The following is an 18,224-nucleotide window of genomic DNA, read 5'->3' on the forward strand; positions in this document are numbered from 1 at the left end:
CCCCTCGTCTACGAACAGGAGCATCGCCCAAAACCCGCAACCGAGACCCCGGTCAGCCAAGCCCCGTAGCCGTCCATAGAAACGGGGCAATCCCACCCTCCCAGTGACCCGGTACCGCGCGATCCTCCACCTCGGGCGGACGCTCGCTGATCAGCACCTCGGGGGTGACGAACGACTTGCCGCGGCGCAGGCAGCGGGCCCGCGGCACGCGCAAAGCCCGTCCTGTGCGAAGACAGGCGGTCAACTCACGCTTCAGCGCCCCCCGGCCCTGAATGTAGAGCGCCTGATAGATCGCCTCATGACTGATGCGCATCGTCGGATCGTCCGGAAAGCCGAGCCGCAGGCGCTCGGCGATCTGCTGCGGGCTCCAGGATCGACCCCATCGCCGGCTCTGGCGTCGCCCGTGCCGCCGTCCCGTCCAGGCAACGCTCGGTCCAGGCAGAGCGCTCCCGCCCGGTGTCGCTACGGCACCGGCGAGCCGGTCCTGCACGGAGGTCCGCAGCGCGGCGTTCCCCGCCAGCTTTGCTGGCTTGGGCCGGCGTGCCGCGCGTTCAGCGTGCCACTGCGCCGTCGTGGCGCGATAGTCCAGGCCGCCACTGCGGGTCGCTGCATTGCGCCGCAACTCGCGCGAGATGGTCGATGCCGCCCGTCCCAGACGCCGAGCGACTTCCCGGACCCCGTGACCTTGCGCCTGAAGTATCGCGATCTCCTCACGCTCAGCCAACGACAGGTAGCGCATAGAAGGCGATTTGGATGATGGCGACAGGTGGGAAGGTGCCATCCCGCCTGCTGTCCGGAACCACCGCGAGCCGACCGGTGGCGAGATCCCGACCTTCATCGCTGCGTCCTCGCTCGAGAGACCTTGGGCGATGAACGCCCAGTACTCCCGCCGCGTCGCGCACAAACCAACCCCGGGACGACCCGGTGACCGCAGCTTCTCTCGAAGACACCGATCCGAACGCCGCCGACCTGCCATCACAACCGACCTCCGCCAAGCCGTTGCGACGATCACTTGAATCCACCCAATACTTGGCTCTACGGTACACCGAGCGCCTGGTCGGTGCGGGCATCGAGCCGTCGGTCGGCAGCGTCGGCGACTCGTACGACAACGCCTTGGCGGAGACGATCAACGGCTTGTTCAAAGGCGGAGGTGATCCATCGGCGTGGCCCGTGGCGCTTCCATCATAGCGGTCGAGTACGCCACCCTAGCGTGGGTCGACTGGTCCAACCACCGTCGCCTGCTCGCGCCGACCGGCAGCGTCCCTCCCGCCGAGGCCGAAGCGCGCTATCATACCCACGTCGGCGACCAAGCCCTCACCGCCTGACCCAAGCCAATCAGCCTCCGAAAAACCTGGGGCGGTTCAGTAGGCGGTGGCCCTTCCGATCTTGGTCCACTCGGCCGTGACCTCGTGCACGTCGAGGGGCGGCGGAATCAGCATTCCGCAGAAATCGCCGCGGATGGCGCCAAGGGTCGGCAACACCCCGAACAGGTGCAGCGTGTCCCAGCCTGCCGCGTGCGCCTGCACCCCCCACCGCTCGACGAACTCGCCGCACAGCCGATGGGTCTCGCGTCACTCGTCGGGTCGCAGGCCGCAGCACGGGACGACGCCCGGGGAGAGGCTGTCGAGGCCGCGGGATCAGGAGAGAACGGCGTCCGGGATGGTCGATGCCATCCCCGTCTGTAAGCCCTTCGCGACTCGCGCGCGAGGCCCCTACCCCGCTGGAACGAGCGCGGAACATCGCGTGGGACTTCCGTGGAACCGTCTGCTCTGGAAGCCGCGTTTGTTCGCCGTTCGTCACCAGCGGCGCGAAAAAAGGGGGTTGCGCGACCGGAACCGAAAAGCTAGATCGACCAGGCCCTAAGGGGCGTCGGAGCGTAGCGCAGCCCGGTTAGCGCACTAGTCTGGGGGACTAGGGGTCGGAGGTTCGAATCCTCTCGCTCCGACCATTCAAAATCAAGCACTTAGCCGGGAATGCAAGTGCTGATGGCTTACCGGAAATTGGGATTGGTAAGCTGACAGTAAGCCAATCTTTGAAATCGAGATGCGGTAGCCCCTCCAAGTTGCGGGGAGCCCCTGGGTGACCAGAACGAGAAGTCCTGGTATGGCGGTGTCAAGCCCAGAGGCTGCTGCGGACCAGCGGGTGAACCACTTTCGGAGGGATGTAGCAGCGCCGCGCCTACCGATGCGATGATAAGCGATGCAGAATGGGCGCTTATCGTGCCTTACCTGGGACCGCTGCCCAGCGCGAGCATAGCTTATATGAGTGTTTTGCGGGCTACGCCATGTGGTTCGTGACAGCGTGGCGTGGCGCGCGATGTCCCACGACCGGTCGCCGTAGCAGACCGTGTAGTATCAGGCCCAAGGCTGGCTGCGGTGAGATTGCCCCGGATTGGTGGTTCTTGCTCACTTTGCGTGGATCAGGCGGCCAGAACCATGCGGCGCTTCAGGAGATCGAGGCCTGCCCGTCCGTAGCACAGGCGCTTGATGAGCTTGAGCCGGTTGACCTGGCCTTCAGCCTGGCCGCTACTCCATGGCTCCCTGAGAGCAGCCCGGACGGCAGCGATGTCCGCCTCTAATCCTGAGGCGAACGTCGCGATCTCAGGAGCCTCACAGGTCCGGGCCTTCGTGATCCAAGCCTCGATGTCTGCAGCGGCGTCCTGATCATCGGCCAAGGGCTTGCCCTTCCCGGCGGCGCGCACGAGTGCGGTGAAGCGGCGGGCCAGCCCCGTGACGGCCCGCGCGGTGTCGTCCTGCTCGACGCGGCTCACCACAGCCGCTTCGCTCTCGTCCAACACCGAGGTCGGCTGCACGAGCAGCCACGCCAGCTGCCGTGCTGGCGGCAACGGGGCTTCCAATCCAGGCGGCTCCGATGCGGAAGCCTTGGCACTGCGGGCCTTGCGGCCTGATCGGACCGGCCTCGTTCGTCGCTCGGCGACGAAGCGATGCACTTGCCGGCTCGTCCCTGGATAGCCCCGTTCCCGGATCTCGCGCCACAGGGCAATGGCGTTCTCGCAGCCCTCGTCGATCCGTCTCGCCAAGTATGCGACGTGCGGATCAAGCAGGCTCGGCCCGGCACCGTGAGGCAACCGCGCCGGGAACGTCTCGTCCCTGGCATACTTGCGCACCGTCGCACGAGCCAGCCTCAGGGCACGGGCGATCGCGAGCAGGGGCTCCCCGCCGGCGTGCCGATGGCGGACCTCGTCGTAGACAACCTGCCATCGCATTCGGCTCTGTGCCCCCGCTTCCAACTCCGCCGTAGAGCGGGCAAAGGCGCGGTCGCGCTGGGCGGGACGAACGGTCGAGCCAGGGAGGAGCGGCAGGCTGCGCAACCGGGCATGGGCGCCGTGGAGCCAGCGTTCGACGGCCTGCCGCATGTTGGTGAGCAGGTGCTAGCGATCGGCGACCTGTTGCGCCTGGGGAGCGCCGAGGCTTGCGCCTCGGGCATACTCGGTCGAGCGATCCCGGGCGACGAGTTCGACGCCGGAGTGCCGTTCGAGCCAGCCGGCCACCGTGGGTGCCGTGCGATCCGGGAGGAGATCGACGACGCGGTGACGGTCGAGGTCGACGACGATCGTGCCGTAACGGCTGCCCTTCCTGATCGCCCAGTCGTCGATCCCGACCCGGATGGGAGCCGGCGTGTCGGGCATCGGCATGCGGGCGACGAGCCGCAGCACGGTCGCGCGGCTTGCCGGCATGTGGAGGTGCGCGAGAAGACGCGCGCCGCCTGCACCGCCGCAAGCGAGGCCGACCCTGGCCTGCGCCTCGCCAAGCCGCCGCGTGCGCCGAGCGCGCGGTGCGAGGAGGTTCGTAGGCGTCTCCGCGAAGGTTCGGCGTCGGCAGGTCGGGTTGAGGCAGTAGAACCGCCGCACCTGGATGCGGAGCTTGGTCTGCGATGTTGACAGCGGCAGATCGGAGGGATGGCGGTGGTAGCGGCTTTGGACGGACCGGCTCGCATGCCCGCACTCGGGGCACCGGCCGCCGGCTGTGTCCAGTCGCATCGGGACGACGAGGTGATCCTCGTGTCGCTCGACAAACCGTGCGACGCGGCATTCGAGGATGGCGAGGGGAATGTCCATGCCACCGACGATGGGGAAGGTGGGGCAACCCATCATCGGCCTGGGTAAATCCACCGCCATCGACGCAAAGTGAGCAAGACCCAGAAACGGGGTAATCCCAATCCCAGTCAAGTTGCCCTAGGCCAAGCGCGGCTTCGTCCTGCTGCCACGTCAATAGGTGGTCGAGCGCGTCTTCGTCTGGATGGCGTTCTTCCGCCGCTTGGCCGGCAACAGGGCAATTACCGCGATAAGCAGGCAGCTATCGGTGTCGGTTAGTGCTCGCGCCCGACTACGCGGCGAGCTGGATCGCAGCCAGCCATCGTAAGGGCGTGGGCCAGTTGCACGCACACGCTCGTCTTCGATTAGCCCGGGAACCAGCGGGTACGGTACTCCATTTGGGAACTTGTCGGGTAGATGGCACCATGCGCAGCCGGTGCGCGACACTATTAAATTGGCATCCAAGGTCGCATGCAGGGGCCGGCACCAGGAGCGGCTTGCCCAAGACTGAGCGGGCAGCCGCGGGACGAGCACCGCCCCTCAGGGCAGCCCAGGCAGGCTGCATAGGACCGCCTCTTGCGGGTAAGGTCAGCGTCGCTAACGGGTACGCCTGAGTGCAAGGATTTTGCTTTTGTCCCTTGATACAAAATTCGACTCGAGTCACAACTTACACGAGCGATCTTTGGGATCTGGGAGATTTTGGGTTGACGTACGATTTTTCTCGCTTCTCGACGCAGTCGTTTGAGAAATTCATACAATCTTTAGCGGTCGCAAAGTTTGGCTTGAGTACACAGATTTTTGGTGCAGGCAAGGATGGCGCACGTGAAGCGACGTTCGAGGGAAATTTTTCACTAAATAAATCAGAACAATGGAGTGGATATGTAGTTGTTCAAGCAAAATTCCACGAAAACGTAGGAAAATCACCTGAAAATGCCGCCTGGCTCATCCGACAAATTGATGCCGAGATGGATAAATTTGCCAACCCTAAGCGATCTCTACGGCGACCCGATTACTACATAATTGCAACAAATACGCGTTTAAGTGCGGCTGCGGCAGCAAGCGACGGCAAGGGTGAAGGTGGAATCGACCGCGTAGAAAAACACCTTGCAACGCGATCAAAAAATCTCGGGATAAAATCATGCGTACTTTGGCACCAGGACTCTTTGAGCGTAATATTGGAAAGTGAACCACAAGTTAGATTAAATTATAATTTCTTTATCACGCCTGGAGATGTACTCTCAGCGGCACTATCACATTTCAAAGGTCAACCAATAGAATCATACTTGCCAAGATATCTGCGATCGCAGATTCGCAAAAGTCGGGATATTAAAACCAAAGATGCAGGGCAAACAACTGGGAAAAGAATTGTTCTTGATGAGATATTCGTCGATTTGCCAATTGACATATCTAGTCTACTCGATGATTTTGAAATGATAGATTTTGATGACGAGATTATCTCAGTTGATGGAGTTGAGACCGAAACTCATGATGACGAAACTTCAGATGAAAACTTCGACGAAGTAGATTTTGAAGATATCGAGTACGACCAATCGGAAGATAATAGGATTGTTAGATCTATTGTCGAAAGATGCGCAGACAAATTTTCTGTTGATCTAGAATCGGTCGAGTCTCAGAATAGACCCAGAGATCGAAATAGAGTAGTGTTGATGGGAGGACCAGGTCAAGGAAAATCTACTATAAGTCAATACATAGCTCAAATATATAGAGCGCGGTTAATCGAAAAACAGATTGGTAATACGCCGGAAATTAGAGATATTGTTCGCTCCGTTCTATCTCGTGCTGAGCATGAAAATATACCTCTCACCGGTCCCGCTCGTTTCCCATTTCTCATTGATTTGCCGGCATATGCTGACATTTTGAGCAAAAATACTGGACACCATGAAGAATACTCCATATTAGACCATGCTCGCGCAGCTATAAATGGCGGCAGTGAGGGAGTTACCCGGACTGCGGTTTTGGATTGGCTATCTGTCGCTCCTACAATATTCATTCTAGATGGACTCGATGAAATACCTCACTCAGGCAATCGGTCTGATGTAATAGAAGCAATAAACGAGCTAGTCGACTCTATATATGAGTTCAAATCTGATACATTTATACTTGTAACAAGCAGACCTCAGGGTTATCAGTATGAATTAAGCCAAAAAAACTGGTCTCATTGGCATATGGCTGATTTGAGTACTGAGGACGCACTCAGGTTTGGACAACAACTAGCAAATATTCTTGTTTCAGACGATATTAGACGGCAAGAAATAGTAGATAATTTGGCTCACGCTTCAAAGTTAGAGGCTACTGCGCCTCTTATGACCAGCCCGCTTCAAGTTTCTTTGCTTTTTGCTCTAGTCGAAACGCGGAATAATATACCGAAAGATCGGTGGACTTTGTTTATTCGCTACTATGAAATATTAAGAGATCGAGAAATTTCGAAAGGTGGCGAGAATGGCAGACTCATAGGGGAGTATCGTAGCGAAATAGATTGGCTTCATTACGAAGTGGGGTACCTATTACATCTGAGAGGAGAAAAAATCGGCAGCGCAAACCCGTTTCTCCAGCCAGATGAATTCGCAAATTTGATTCGAGATACTTTGTCTAGGTCAGGATATGATGTAGAGCTGGAGGCGCTAACCGAACGTATTGTACTTTTAGCAACCACACGTCTTGTATTTTTGAGATGTCGCACCGCCCATCAGATAGCTTTTGACGTTAGATCACTCCAGGAATTTATGGCAGCAGCTCGTATAATGGCGAGTCCGCAAGATAAAATTAGAAAAAGGCTTAAAGAAATTGCGGGCATGTCTCACTGGCTGCATGTTTTTAAGATAGCATGTAGTAAAGTTTATTCTTCAGCCGAATTGGAATCCATGCGAGATGACGTCCTTGCAATTCTAGATTCTCTCAACGCAGGAGATAGGACGAACGAAGACTCAATAGTCGCGAGTGGAAGTTTGTTGGCAGCACAAATGCTAGCCGATGGTGTGCCAGGTACTGCACCCGCCTCAAAGCGGAATCTTATGGCCCGTGCGTTGAATATCCTTGGAACGCCAAACGTCGACGCTTGCTATATAATCGAAAAAATTATTGATCAGTCTACAATCAAAGTGATACAGAGTAATATTAGTAAAATTATAATCTCTGGTGGTGATTACAGCAAATTTAATGTGATACGTCTCCTAATATTAATGGAAAAATCCAAAGACATGCTGATAAAACAGTGGGCTTCTTCGCAGTTAAACGCTTATATTGCTGATGATCCATTAGAATTGCTACAGATTATCAATTCCAGAAAGCTGATACCCGTCAATGAAGCGCTCTCCAGCAAATTGAGAGATGCTTTGTGGAGTACAAGCATTGTTGACGCAAGAAGATGGTCGTACAATATCGCCGCTTCAGATAAAACTCATCCCAATACCGCTGATATATATGAAGCAATTGGCCTAGCGGAGGCACCAGTTTCTCATGCACGACTATGTCTATCTGACGGGTCGCCTACGGACGCTGTGTACATTTTCAAAAAGTTATCGGAAGTCATCTCTATTCAAGATCCTCCCCCCTTCGCGCACTCTGATTGGATTATAATGGCGCGCGTGCAAAAATTTTCACAAGACCCTGATAAGGATAACCTAATAGATTGCATTAAATTAATTATTTCTCTCAACCCATCTAAGCTGCCACTTGCTGAGTTTCCTTGGATATTACTGTCTGCACTATCTTTGCGCGCTTTAAGTGCTGAGTCGGCCGACTTCATGGCTTTGATTCTCGATGAAAAATTTGGCTCTCGATCTGATTGGGAGGCGAAAGAAAGCAAATGGATCAAGGAAGGTGTCGAGGTTGATAGATTCATGCCCTCTGACGAGGATATATCCATATTTCCTGCCGAATTCCTTCGACCCGTTATGAAAGTGGCAAGAAAAAATTACGAGTTTCGATCTCAGCGCACACAAGATATCGTTAATTATTTGTTATTTTTCAGGAAAAATCATTCTGTAAATAGACATGTCGCTGATAATTTTTTGATCTGGTATCTTCGCTCGCGTGATGTTACTGCGATAACATGGGATTTGTTAGAATTCTTGAAAAGCAAATTAGTTAACAAGCATAATATTACGTCGTTTCATAACTTATATTTTGCTTTAATCCGGATGCTCCGCAATCATCATTCTAACGAGGATATTATTTCACTAGTTAAGCAAATCGTTATTGGGCACGATTTGATAATTAACTTAGATTCATCATGGTATAAGAAGTTTGTGGATATTTACCTTGAGGACTGCAGTCGGCGTTTCATGCTCGTACTAATTGTTGCATGCATCCATAATAGTCGCTATCGACCGTTTGATTTAGGATGGGTATACGAGACTGATCTTAATATTATGGATGATGATACGGGTGCTATAAAAGAAGCGATATCAGTTCTCCTGCTTGCCGCGGGTGTCGGTTTTGATGCGTCGTACGTAAAAAATACTCCTGTTTCTGTCATTAAATATCTTACAGATCATCCTCCTGCCGGTCGTACAAGGCTGGCTTATAGCATAAGAAATTTATGTCTTCACAGATATAATTCCAACGCAACAAATAAAGCTGACATCGAAACTTGCTACAAAGTTCTGCTGGAGGAGACAGAAAAAACAAAATCGAGACTTTTGGAGGTTGATATTTATAATGATCTGATGTTGCCGCGCCCTATATGATCCTCGTATCTTAAAACTTACGCAACACAATATAGGTTGTGGTGCTGTAATGCTGCGTTTGCAGGCGATCCTCAGTTTCGTTGTTCGCCTGCTATACCGGCAGACCATCCCGGCCAGCCTGCAGTGCATACGGTTGGCTTTCGACCTCGGGTTGGAGCTGGTGCGGGACGACCCCACAAGCGACATTGCTCAGCGTTCTAACCTCAGCTGCTGAGCCCGCGCTGTCCAGCGCCCCAACACATCATCCGAGGCCGCACCGCTAGTGGCCGCCTTGGCTGAGGAGCTGGCCTTCGCCCTGACTGCCGACCTCATGGTCGAGCAGTACCGCCGGCCAAGCCCGGCCCTCGACAGGCTGGCGGCAGCGAAGGCCTTCCTCGAGCGGCAGCAATACCCTGTCGCCCCGACCGTGCTGGAGGTGGTGGAAATCGCTGCCGCTCAAGGCGGGTTGCCAGGCTGAGCGGTAGCGCCCGCTGGCCAGCCCGCAGCACCGCGACCACCACGTCCTGCCGGCGCGCGGCAGCCTCAAGTGCCATCAGGTCAGCGCCGCAGGCCTCGAACGTGCCGGCCACCAGCGCCTCGCGCCGTCTGGCCTCACCCTCGCCGATGCCGGCTTCCTCGGGGTCGCCGATCAGCCGGTACAGGGCCGCCTCGAGGTCCAAGCCGCCACCGCCCTGGCGGCTCCAAGTGCCGGGCGCCGCGTAGAGGGTGAGCAGGGCGTCCAGCACCTCGGCCACCGATAGCGGGGCGAGGTCCGCGACCGAGGCGGCGCGGTCGTCAGCGGTCTCAGCGAGGCGATGGACGTGCAACTCGGTCGCGCCGGCCGGGACAGCTGCCGATCGCCAGCAAGGCCGCGGCGCCGGCCGCGTTGCGGGCCACCGCCAGCACCAAGGCTGCGGCATCGCCCGCAAGGTCGCCGGCCGCGCTGGCGGGATAGACGCTGCACACATAGCGGCGCCCGGAGCGGCCCCGCCACGCGGTGAGGTCGCCGGTGGCGCCAGAGCGTAACCGCTCCTCGCGCACCGGCTGCCGGTCGGCGCGGTCGGCCTTCATCCTGTGGAGGGCGACGTTCCAGTGGAGGGTACGGCGAGAGGTCATTGAGGCGTCCTTTTCATCAACATTTTATGTTGATATAACTATGAGCGGCCGATGGGGTCGTCAACAGAAAATGTTGATAAATGATGAATGCCGCTCAGTGCCGGGCCGCCCGGTCCCTCCTCAACTGGACACAGCCGCAGCTCGCGGAAGCCGCTGGTGTTGGCCTGTCCACCGTGGTCGATTTCGAGAAGGAGCGCCGCGCCGTCTCGTCGGATGCCATGGGAAAGTTGGCGACAGCCCTCGAAGCTGCCGGCGTGGCGCTTATAGCCGAGGGCAGCACCAGCACGGGCGGCGGCCCGGGCGTACGCCTGCGGGACCGTGGGGAAGAAGTTTGATGATTGAGGCTCTGCTTAGGACCCTGAACGGGCCGGGAGTGAACTCAGAAACGCGCTTGGCGGCCTTCCTGGACTGGACTGGTCGGCATGGTTCGGAGCTTAGTTCAAAGCCGGATCTGTTTTGGTCTGGCTTCCATCAAGCGTGGAATATCTGTGATGATACGTGGTGCCAGCGCAACAATTTGCTAGAGTTGGCGCGAGATTTCCGCCAATATTTGTCTGATTTCGATGAGCGACCCTGTGACCACTTGATAGAAGTGGAGGATCGCACCTTCTACGCGGCCTTGCCGGACCGCATTACGATCTACCGGGGGTGTCATATGGACAGGACAATGGGCCTTGCCTGGACAACAGAGAAGGCAACGGCCCTCACGTTCACCAAAGGGCATCGAGGCATGGTGGTCCCCGATCCCGTTCTGGTCTCAGCCACAGTCGCGAAAGGTGCAATCCTCGGGGCCTATCAGACCCGACAGGAGTGCGAAATCCTGGTGGACCCGCTCACCCTCAAGAGCTTGCGAGTCCGATTCGTCTAGGGGGGCAGCGCTGACGCCGTTTGACGAACGGCAATGCCGCGGCGAGAGTCACGTCGTAGGCGTTAATAAAATATATAGTAATAACTTAAATATACCCTTGGAATGCGAGGCGAAAATCTGAATATATTTTAGATTTAATATTGTTATATTATTGTTTGAAGCTTTTTATGTATTCATCTATTGCTATTGCGATCGCATCACTTCGAGATATGCCGCGCTGCCTTGCAAAAGCCTCAATGCCTTTGAGCAAATCTCGATAGATTAGCGTCTTTATTTTCACATTTCCTGCGGCCGGGATTCCCTTTTTATCTTTTAGGGGCGGCTTTTTATCGCCTTCGTCTTCGTTGCTCATGATACACCATAATAGCATTGTGGTCTAAATCCGATGTTAATCACAAATATGGTTGGCAGAAAGATCTTTATTTTTTATATCATAAGGAACTAATTCGATGTAGAGCGCATAATGATATTGGATATTTTTACTTGTACGATTCGTACTTCGGACCGCTGCGCCAGACCTATGCAACTTGATCGCGCGATGATTTCCGCATGCAACCCGCGCTGGCCTCCTGCCCGCTCGACCAGACGGACGGTGCTCCAGATGGAGAGACTGGACACCGGGCCGAGGGTCCCCTAGACCTTCCATTGAGGGCCACCGCACCCTTGGTGGATGAGCGCATTGATCAGCCGCGCGCTCAATGACCGGACTACCGCACGCTCAACGGCCGGGGTCACCCGTGTCACAGCGCGTCGCATCGCATCGGCGGCAACTCGAACGACTGACGCGCTCCAGGCGCATCAGCGGAGCCATATGCGATGACGACCACCTCAGCTCAGAACCATGACCGTGAGCACGCCACCCTCTCGGTGGTGACCGCGGCCTTCCTCTACTCGGACCACCTCTCGGGCAAGGCCCGGATCGGTGGCCTCTCCGACGATGACGCGCGCCGCCTGCTGGCGGAGGCCCGGAAGGCTCGGGCGCGCCTCACCGATTGAGGGCCAGGCCGCGGCCAGGGCTCGGCCTTCTCCTACGATCCCGAAACGATTGAGGACATCGTTTCGGGATCGTCTGGGAATCGTTGCTCGGGCCGGTCAACTACCCGCCGGCCGATACCCTCTTGATGAGCTGCTTGATCGCCCCGCCGCGCTGAATGTCGCTGCCGATGATGTGGACGATCTCGTTGGGGCCGGGCGGCGGCACCTGGTCCCGGTCCACCACATAGACGCTGGTCTCGGCCCGGGCCGAGTTCCCGAACCGGGCCGGCTCCACCTGCGGGGCCTTCGCCATCACGCCCGCACCCATGGCGTTCATCCGGTCCAGGCTCTCCCGGCCGATCACGTCCACCGCGCTCCGCTTCAGCACGAACTCACCAGGCATGAGGGTCCGGGGAACGCTATCCCGGTTCGGTACCCCGCCCGTGACCAGGCCGCCGGTCGCCATGCCGGGCGCGGCCGGCGCTCCGGTGAAAGCACCGAGGATGCTGCCGAGCAACCCGCCGCCCGAGCTGCCACCCATCAGGCCCCCGAACAGGGCCTTCATGATCTCGTTCGAGGCGGCCTTGCTCGCGATCTGGAGCATGTCGGTGAGGATCGACGTGGCGAAGGTCTTGAAGGCGTCCTTCCCCTTGATGGTGCCGGAGGCGAGCCCGGTGAACAGGTTCGTCATGCTGTTCGACATGCCGCCCATGGCCTGCTGCCAGTAGCCGGCCATCTCCTGCGCTGCCGTCTTGAACTCGCCGGTCTTGCGGTCGATCATCCCGGCCGACGTGAAGAAGTCGAGGGACCCGCGGCTGAGCGCGGCCCCAAAGTCGTCCTTCCGTGCCTCCACACCGCGCTGGAGGCCCGCGTTGGCCGCGTACTCGGCCTCCTTCTTCTTCAGCTCGGTGATGCGCTCCTGGATCGCCGCGCGCCCGGTCTCGGACACCAAGCCCTTGTCCCGGAGCTGAGCGAGTTGCTGTTCCAGCGCCAGTTCCTCCGCCCGCACGGCGGCGGCCTGGCCCTCCAGCTTCAGCCGGTCGGCAGCCTGGCGCGCCGCGGTGTCGGCGGCCTGCACCTCACCGGCTGACACCTTGCCCGAGGTCTCCTCACCCTTCAGAAAGTCGGCCCGGGCCTTGGTGCGCTCGGCCTCCTCCCGGTAGGTCTTCAGCGTGGCCTCACCGATGGCCTTCGCGTTCTCCTCCACCAGCCTGGCAGCCCGGTCGGCATAGCTGCGCTGGATGCGCGCCACCTGGTCCGTCTTCTCATCGGGGGCGAGGGAGGTGAAGCGGTCGCTGGCCTTCTCCCGCTCCAACTCCTTATCCCGGAGGGCCGCCAAGTCGTTGATGGTGCGGGAGGCCGGCGCGAGGTCGGCCGTCCGACCCACGGCCCGCTTGTCGAGCGACAGCCGGTCGGACAGGGCCTGTTCGTCACGGGCGAGCTGCCGTTGGTCCAGCGCCAGGCGCTTCTGGCGGATGGCCCGAGCGTTGGCTTCCTCGGTCGCCGCAGCCTCCGCCCGCGCCTTGCGGCTGGCTGCCTCGCCCTCATCGAGCGCATCCCCGGTGGGGGCCGCCAGGCGGTCGGCCCGGGAGGCCTTGGCGTTGAAGGCGGCCAGCAGACGGGTGACGAACTCGGCCGACGTGTCGTCCGCCCGGCCGCCGTTGGCGGTGATGGCCTGCCGCGCCCGGCCCGCCTCCACCCCGGCATCAATCAAGGCCTGAACCGCGCCCTTGCCGGGGTTGGCTAGCAGGGCCGAGCCTCCGCCCTCACCGTGGTTGTAGAGTACATAGCGGTTGTCGTCGGACAGGTTCAGGCCCTTCGAGCGAAGGGTCTTGTCGATCTGGTCAAAGTACCGGATCGCGGCCAGGGCCGACTGAGCCACGTTGGTGGGGTCCGACAACCCGAAGTCCGCCGCCGTCCCCCTGGTGAACTGGAACACGCCCTTCGCCCCGGTGGAGCTGACGGCCTGCGGGTTGAAGTCGCTCTCGAATGACCCGAACCGGAGCAAGGTCCGCAGCCGGTCGTTCCGGCCCGCCCCCTCCGCCGCGTCCGCGACCTGGCGCGCCACCGCGTTGGCGCTCTCGGACAGGGCCGGGGTCCGGTTGAACCCGACCGGGGCGCTCACCGCCTCCCGGGCAACCCGCAACTGCCCCTGCTGGTCCACGATGCCGATGGCCTGCTGCAACAGCTCGCGCACCTTGGCGGCCAGCTCGGCGGCCTTGTCCACGGTGGTGGCCGGGTCGCGGATCTGCTTGTCGAGCTGCGCCACCTGTGCGTCGATCACGGCCTTCTGCCGGCCGAGCGCCCGTTCCTGCGACGCGAGCACCGCTTCGGTGACCCGCTTGCGGGCCTCCACCAAGCGGTCGGTGTAGCCGGCTAGGCGCGCGTCCAGCTCCTCATTCGCGGCGGCAAGGCGGTCGCGCAGCTCGGCCCGGTTCACCACCTCATCGGGGTTGGCGGTCTCAGCCTCGATGAGCTGCCGGGCGATGGCGCGCTGACGCTCCACCAGGGCCTTCACCTGCGCTTCGATCTCGCCCGGCTCGGCCGCGTCGCGCGTGGTGCCGGCGCGCTTCATGAGCGTGTCGATCTGCGCCGCGGTGGCCTTGCGCTCGGCCTGAAGCTCCCGCGTCAGGTCCGGCCGGATGCTGGACGCGATCTCATCCAGCTCCTTCGTGACGCCGCGCCGGAGGCTCTTGAGCTGGTCCGCGATGCGGGCACCGGCCTCGGTGACCGTCTTGTCGGCCGCACCGGCTGCCCGCAGACCGTCCAGGTACCGGCCGAACTCGGCCTCGAGGCGCGCGGCGTCGCCCTGCGTCTCCCGGATCGCGGCGACGATCCGGTCCTTCTTCTCGGTGCCGGACAGGCCGCGGTCCGCGTCGACCGCCCGGCTGCGCTCGGCCAGTCCCGCTTGGAGGTCGGCAGCCCGCTGGCCGAAGGCCTGAAACTCGGGGGCCTGCTGGAGGCGCGACACGTCGGCCCGGGCCGACAGCTCGGTGAGCTTGCCCTGCGCCGCCACCGCGTTGCTGTTGGTCTTCACCGCGTCCGCGAATAGGGCCGCGATCTTGTCCAGACGGTCCAGGGTTTCGGTGATCCCTGCGAGCCGCACCGGGCTGGCGCCGCTGAGCCGGAGCGGGGCGGCTTCGCGCTCGAGGCGCTGGCGCTCATCAAGGATGAGCTGCTGATAGCGCGACACCCCGAGCGGATCGTCCTGGCCGAGCGAGGTCGGGTTGCGGATCACGTCCAGCAGGGGCTTCAGCGCGGTGAGGCCGGCGCGGGCCAGCGCTGCGTCATCCGTCCGGGGGCCGGTGACCGGCCGCACCGGATATCGGGGGTCGGCATACTCGGGAGCCCCGCCGCCGAGCGCATCGGTAATGCGCTGGTCCGCCGAGCGCCGATCCACGTTGCCCTTGGTGACCAGGGCGTCCAGCTCCTTCGCAGTGACGGCGAACTGGCGCTGCAACAGCTCGGTGTTCTGGCCCTGAAGCTCGGTGCGGAGCCGGCGGTAGGCCGCAATCAGCTCATCGATGCTAGCCGCGTTGGCCGAGATGGACAGCCCGAGCTCACCGAACGCCTTCTGCGCCTCCAGGATGGTAATGCGTCGCAGGACCGGATCAGCGTTCAGCTTCTCCCGGCGCTCCAGCAAGAGGCCGAGCTGCTGGTCCACGCCCGAGATGCCGGTCTCAATGGACTGCTGTTCGGACAGCACCTCGTTGCGAACGGCGCGCACCTGGTCCAGGGCGGCCTTGGCGCGTTCCGTGTCGGACAGGATGCGGGCGAGGTAGGCCCCGCCACCGATCGCCGCGCCGGTCGCCGCGATGGCGAGCACCGCCGGGTTGGCGAGGCCCGCCAGGAGCGGGGCGAGGCTGGCCGCGAGCGCCCCGAGGCGTAACCCGGCGGCGGCCACCGCGATGGTGCCGAGCCCGGTGCCGACGATGGGGAGCACCACGCCGAGCTTGTCGGCGGCGGCGGTGAGCGCAGCGGCCCCGTCCACCGCGCTAGTGAGCCCGGTGATCATCGGCCGAAGGCTCTTGTCGAGCACCCCGAAGGCGACGTTGTTGAACCGGGTGAGGCTGGCCGTCAGGCTCTCGTTGGCCTTGGCCGCGCCCTCGGTCGCCGCGCTCGACAGCGTGAGGTCGCCCCCGAGCCGTTTGATGGTATCGAGCTGGCCAAGCATGCCCGCGAACGCCGCCGCGGCGCGCAGGTCGAGGGAGCGCAGCGCATCGGCGGTGGTGAAGCCAGCCCGACGCATGTTCTCCAGCACGCCAATAAGGCCGTTGGCCCGCAGGTCCACGTCCGCCATGGACAGGCCGGCGTCGCGCAGCGCACCCTTCAGCTTGTCGGTCGGTGCCGTCAGCTCTTGCATGAACTGCCGGAGGCCGGTGCCGAGCGTCGAACCCGACTTGATGCCGGCCTGCGCCATGCCACCGAGCGCCGCCGTCAGCTCGGTGAACGACACGCCGCTGTCGCGCGCCACGTTGGCCGCGTAGCTGATGCCGAGCTGGAGCTGGTCCATCCCGAGCTTGGTGCGGTTCAGGGCACCCACGAACACGTCGGCCACGTCGCCCGAGCGGCTGGCCTCCAGATTGTAGGCCCCGAGCACCGAGGTGATGGCCTCCACCGACTGCTGGAGGGTGGACCCGGACGCGGCGGCTAGGTCGAGCACCGGCTTCAGAGTCTGGCCGACGCCGCGGGCCGAAAGGCCGATCTGGCCGAGCTGGATGGAGACGTTGGCCAGCTCGATGACGCTGAAGCGCGAGGTGGCCGCGACGCTCAGGAGCTGGTCCCGGAAGCCGGCCAGCTCGGTATTCGTGGTCTCGGTGATGGCCTGGAACTGCTTCAGGCGGTCGTCGAACTCGGTGAGCTGCTGAAGCCCGGTCCGAAGTACGGTGATGCCAGAACCGATGGCGGCATAGTTGGCCGCGATCTGAGCCTGAAGCTGGAACAGGCTGCAGGGGGCACCAGCACCCGGAGGAAGGCCGCCGGTACCACCCGCACCGCCGCCCGCACCGGGAGGGATGCCACCACCAGCACCCGGAGGAAGGCCGCCGGTACCAGCTCCACCGGCCCCGCCCCGACCGCCACCGCCACCGCCGAAAGCCGGTGCGGGCGACGGCGCCGAAGCGGCCTGCCGGGCAACCGTCAGGGCCGCGGTTGCGGCCCGAAGGTCGGTCTCGGCCTGGCGGAGCTGATCCCGGAGCCCGGCCTGGACGGGCGCGGACAGCTCAGCCTTCACCTTGGCTGCCGACGACGCCAGAGCGTCATTGTCCCGCGCCGCGCCCGCGAGCACCTCGCGCAGCCGGCTGGCGGCCTGTGTCGCCTCGACAAAGCTCCGTGCCATCCGCTGGAGGCCGGGGCTCAGGCTCGCATCATCAATCGCGAGATCGATGTTGATCTGGTTGTCGTCAGCCATTTACCATCTTCGCGAATGCCAGCATGTCGCTCATACTGGTAAGGTTGTCAGCAAACTCGGGCCGTTTAGTTCCGAAGATCTGGCCGGCCGTGTAGAGAAGGCTCTCGGTGAAGGACATGGCCTTCACCATCTCGAACTGGACTCTGATGTCGGTCATCCGCCGGAGGTCTTCGAAGGTGTGAGACCAGTAGATCACCGGGAGCGCGCTCGGCTTGACGCCGAGCGTGAAAATCAGGGTGTCTACGAAGCTGAGGCCGCCGAACCACTCAGCGACGACCCGACAGCCTTCAGTCGGGTCCCGTTCGCCTGGAGGCTGGACAGGTGCTTCTCCAGTCGCCCGACGAAAAAATCGAAGAGGTGCTCCTTCGCGAAGTCGAGCACCGCTTCCGCCGCTTCGACGGTGAGGGCCGGCGGCAGGAACCACTCGGGGTCGCGCCGGCCGCGCTCGTCGCGCGAGGCAAGGCAGACTTCCAGGGTGGTGGTGCGGGTGTGCGTGTCGAAGTCGATCGCGGGCAGTTGCTCGATCGATCCGACCAACTCGGCCAGCTCGTTCAACATGCCGAACGACATCAGGACCTGATGCGACTTGTCGCCGATGTTTACGTCGAGGGTCGGCGCTGGTGCAGTTGCCGTCATCTTACATTCTCCGGGGTGCTACCGGAGAAATGGTTATTGTACAGCTCTATTCAATACCGTTGTCAACTTACGCGCCGGCCTCTGGCGCAGGGATCAACTTCAGCATCCGCAGAACAGCGACGTGCGACCACACCGGGCCCCGGGGCGCCGGGATGCCGGCGCGGGTGAGGCCGGCCGCCAGGCGCGGCAGGCTGGTGGCGCCGGCTGCGCGCAGCTCGGCGACGATCGGGGCGAGGGCCACCGCGCGCTGGCGGGCTCGTTCGGATCGGGCGAGGGCAGAGGCGCGGCCGGCCCGGTTTGCCATGGCGGCAAGATGCTGGTGGCGTGACATAGTGGAAAGGTGGGCGCGAACGCGGCACCCCGCAACTAAACGATGCCCGGGATCGTACAAAAAGATCCTGGAACGATGTAAAAACGATGCGCAGCATCGTTGCCCGACCGTTTGTCTGTTGTGGTTCAGGCCAGCCGCTTGGTCTC

At 61.1% G+C, this 18,224-nt stretch carries 12 protein-coding genes, 1 tRNA gene and 4 pseudogenes; 7 read left to right on the forward strand and 10 right to left on the reverse strand.

All coding sequences use genetic code 11. The features are described from left to right. Positions 1-94: 94 nt before the first annotated feature. Positions 95-976: pseudogene (locus BMX97_RS21050) on the reverse strand (helix-turn-helix domain-containing protein); the annotation flags it as partial. A gap of 44 nt (positions 977-1,020) precedes the next feature. On the opposite strand from BMX97_RS21050, the pseudogene BMX97_RS21055 reads away from it, so the two are divergent. Further along, positions 1,021-1,325, forward strand: a pseudogene (locus tag BMX97_RS21055) (integrase core domain-containing protein); the annotation flags it as partial. Between the two features lie 36 nt (positions 1,326-1,361). Here the strand turns inward: BMX97_RS21055 and BMX97_RS32960 are convergent. Next, the gene (locus BMX97_RS32960) at positions 1,362-1,526 is read right to left on the reverse strand and encodes a hypothetical protein (protein ID WP_177202297.1); all 165 of its coding nucleotides are present in this window, start codon (positions 1,524-1,526) and stop codon (positions 1,362-1,364) included. Positions 1,527-1,870: 344 nt separating this feature from the next. Between BMX97_RS32960 and BMX97_RS21065 the strand changes: the two genes are divergently transcribed. Continuing rightward, positions 1,871-1,948, forward strand: a tRNA-Pro gene (locus BMX97_RS21065). Positions 1,949-2,419: 471 nt separating this feature from the next. Here BMX97_RS21065 and BMX97_RS21070 read toward each other — a convergent pair. Beyond that, positions 2,420-4,078 (reverse strand): annotated as a pseudogene (locus BMX97_RS21070) (ISL3 family transposase). Between the two features lie 222 nt (positions 4,079-4,300). Next, positions 4,301-4,674, reverse strand: a pseudogene (locus tag BMX97_RS33835) (transposase); the annotation flags it as partial. 84 nt (positions 4,675-4,758) lie between these two features. Between BMX97_RS33835 and BMX97_RS32245 the strand changes: the two are divergent. Together BMX97_RS32245 and BMX97_RS32965 are read left to right on the forward strand one after the other, a co-directional pair. After that, positions 4,759-8,763, forward strand: coding sequence for an NACHT domain-containing protein (locus tag BMX97_RS32245; protein WP_143074671.1), 4,005 nt, complete (start codon positions 4,759-4,761; stop codon positions 8,761-8,763). A 271-nt stretch (positions 8,764-9,034) separates the two neighbouring features. Beyond that, complete coding sequence (locus BMX97_RS32965; RefSeq protein ID WP_177202296.1) at positions 9,035-9,220, forward strand: hypothetical protein; 186 nt, start codon at positions 9,035-9,037, stop codon at positions 9,218-9,220. A 326-nt stretch (positions 9,221-9,546) separates the two neighbouring features. Here the strand turns inward: BMX97_RS32965 and BMX97_RS21075 are convergent, their stop codons facing one another. Continuing rightward, the gene (locus BMX97_RS21075; RefSeq protein WP_244538561.1) at positions 9,547-9,858 is read right to left on the reverse strand and encodes a hypothetical protein; all 312 of its coding nucleotides are present in this window, start codon (positions 9,856-9,858) and stop codon (positions 9,547-9,549) included. An 80-nt stretch (positions 9,859-9,938) separates the two neighbouring features. On the opposite strand from BMX97_RS21075, the gene BMX97_RS21080 reads away from it, so the two are divergent. Together BMX97_RS21080 and BMX97_RS32250 are read left to right on the forward strand one after the other, a co-directional pair. Next, complete coding sequence (locus BMX97_RS21080; protein ID WP_348273130.1) at positions 9,939-10,193, forward strand: helix-turn-helix domain-containing protein; 255 nt, start codon at positions 9,939-9,941, stop codon at positions 10,191-10,193. Beyond that, positions 10,193-10,726: a hypothetical protein gene (locus BMX97_RS32250; RefSeq protein WP_143074672.1), complete on the forward strand. Its 534-nt coding sequence runs from the start codon at positions 10,193-10,195 to the stop codon at positions 10,724-10,726. Before BMX97_RS21080 ends, BMX97_RS32250 begins: the two co-directional genes overlap by 1 nt. A 148-nt stretch (positions 10,727-10,874) precedes the next feature. Here the strand turns inward: BMX97_RS32250 and BMX97_RS21090 are convergent, their stop codons facing one another. Next, entirely contained in the window at positions 10,875-11,078 is a 204-nt protein-coding gene (locus tag BMX97_RS21090) for a ribbon-helix-helix protein, CopG family (protein ID WP_177202298.1), read from the reverse strand. A gap of 464 nt (positions 11,079-11,542) precedes the next feature. Between BMX97_RS21090 and BMX97_RS21095 the strand changes: the two genes are divergently transcribed. Next, positions 11,543-11,722, forward strand: a complete 180-nt coding sequence (locus BMX97_RS21095; RefSeq protein ID WP_091753237.1) for a hypothetical protein — start codon at positions 11,543-11,545, stop codon at positions 11,720-11,722. A gap of 100 nt (positions 11,723-11,822) precedes the next feature. On the opposite strand, the gene BMX97_RS21100 is transcribed toward BMX97_RS21095, so the two are convergent. The 4 genes from BMX97_RS21100 to BMX97_RS32975 all read right to left on the reverse strand — a co-directional run bounded on the left by BMX97_RS21100 (position 11,823) and on the right by BMX97_RS32975 (position 17,988). Continuing rightward, positions 11,823-17,111, reverse strand: coding sequence for a phage tail tape measure protein (locus BMX97_RS21100; protein WP_091753238.1), 5,289 nt, complete (start codon positions 17,109-17,111; stop codon positions 11,823-11,825). Further along, positions 17,104-17,268, reverse strand: a complete 165-nt coding sequence (locus tag BMX97_RS32970) for a hypothetical protein (protein WP_177202299.1) — start codon at positions 17,266-17,268, stop codon at positions 17,104-17,106. The genes BMX97_RS21100 and BMX97_RS32970 overlap by 8 nt, the downstream gene beginning before the upstream one ends. An 83-nt stretch (positions 17,269-17,351) precedes the next feature. After that, positions 17,352-17,747, reverse strand: a complete 396-nt coding sequence (locus BMX97_RS21110) for a hypothetical protein (protein ID WP_091753240.1) — start codon at positions 17,745-17,747, stop codon at positions 17,352-17,354. A 67-nt stretch (positions 17,748-17,814) separates the two neighbouring features. Beyond that, positions 17,815-17,988, reverse strand: a complete 174-nt coding sequence (locus BMX97_RS32975; RefSeq protein WP_177202300.1) for a hypothetical protein — start codon at positions 17,986-17,988, stop codon at positions 17,815-17,817. Positions 17,989-18,224: the final 236 nt, after the last annotated feature.

Origin of the sequence: Methylobacterium sp. ap11, assembly GCF_900110515.1 — a bacterium.
Lineage (GTDB): Bacteria > Pseudomonadota > Alphaproteobacteria > Rhizobiales > Beijerinckiaceae > Methylobacterium > Methylobacterium ajmalii.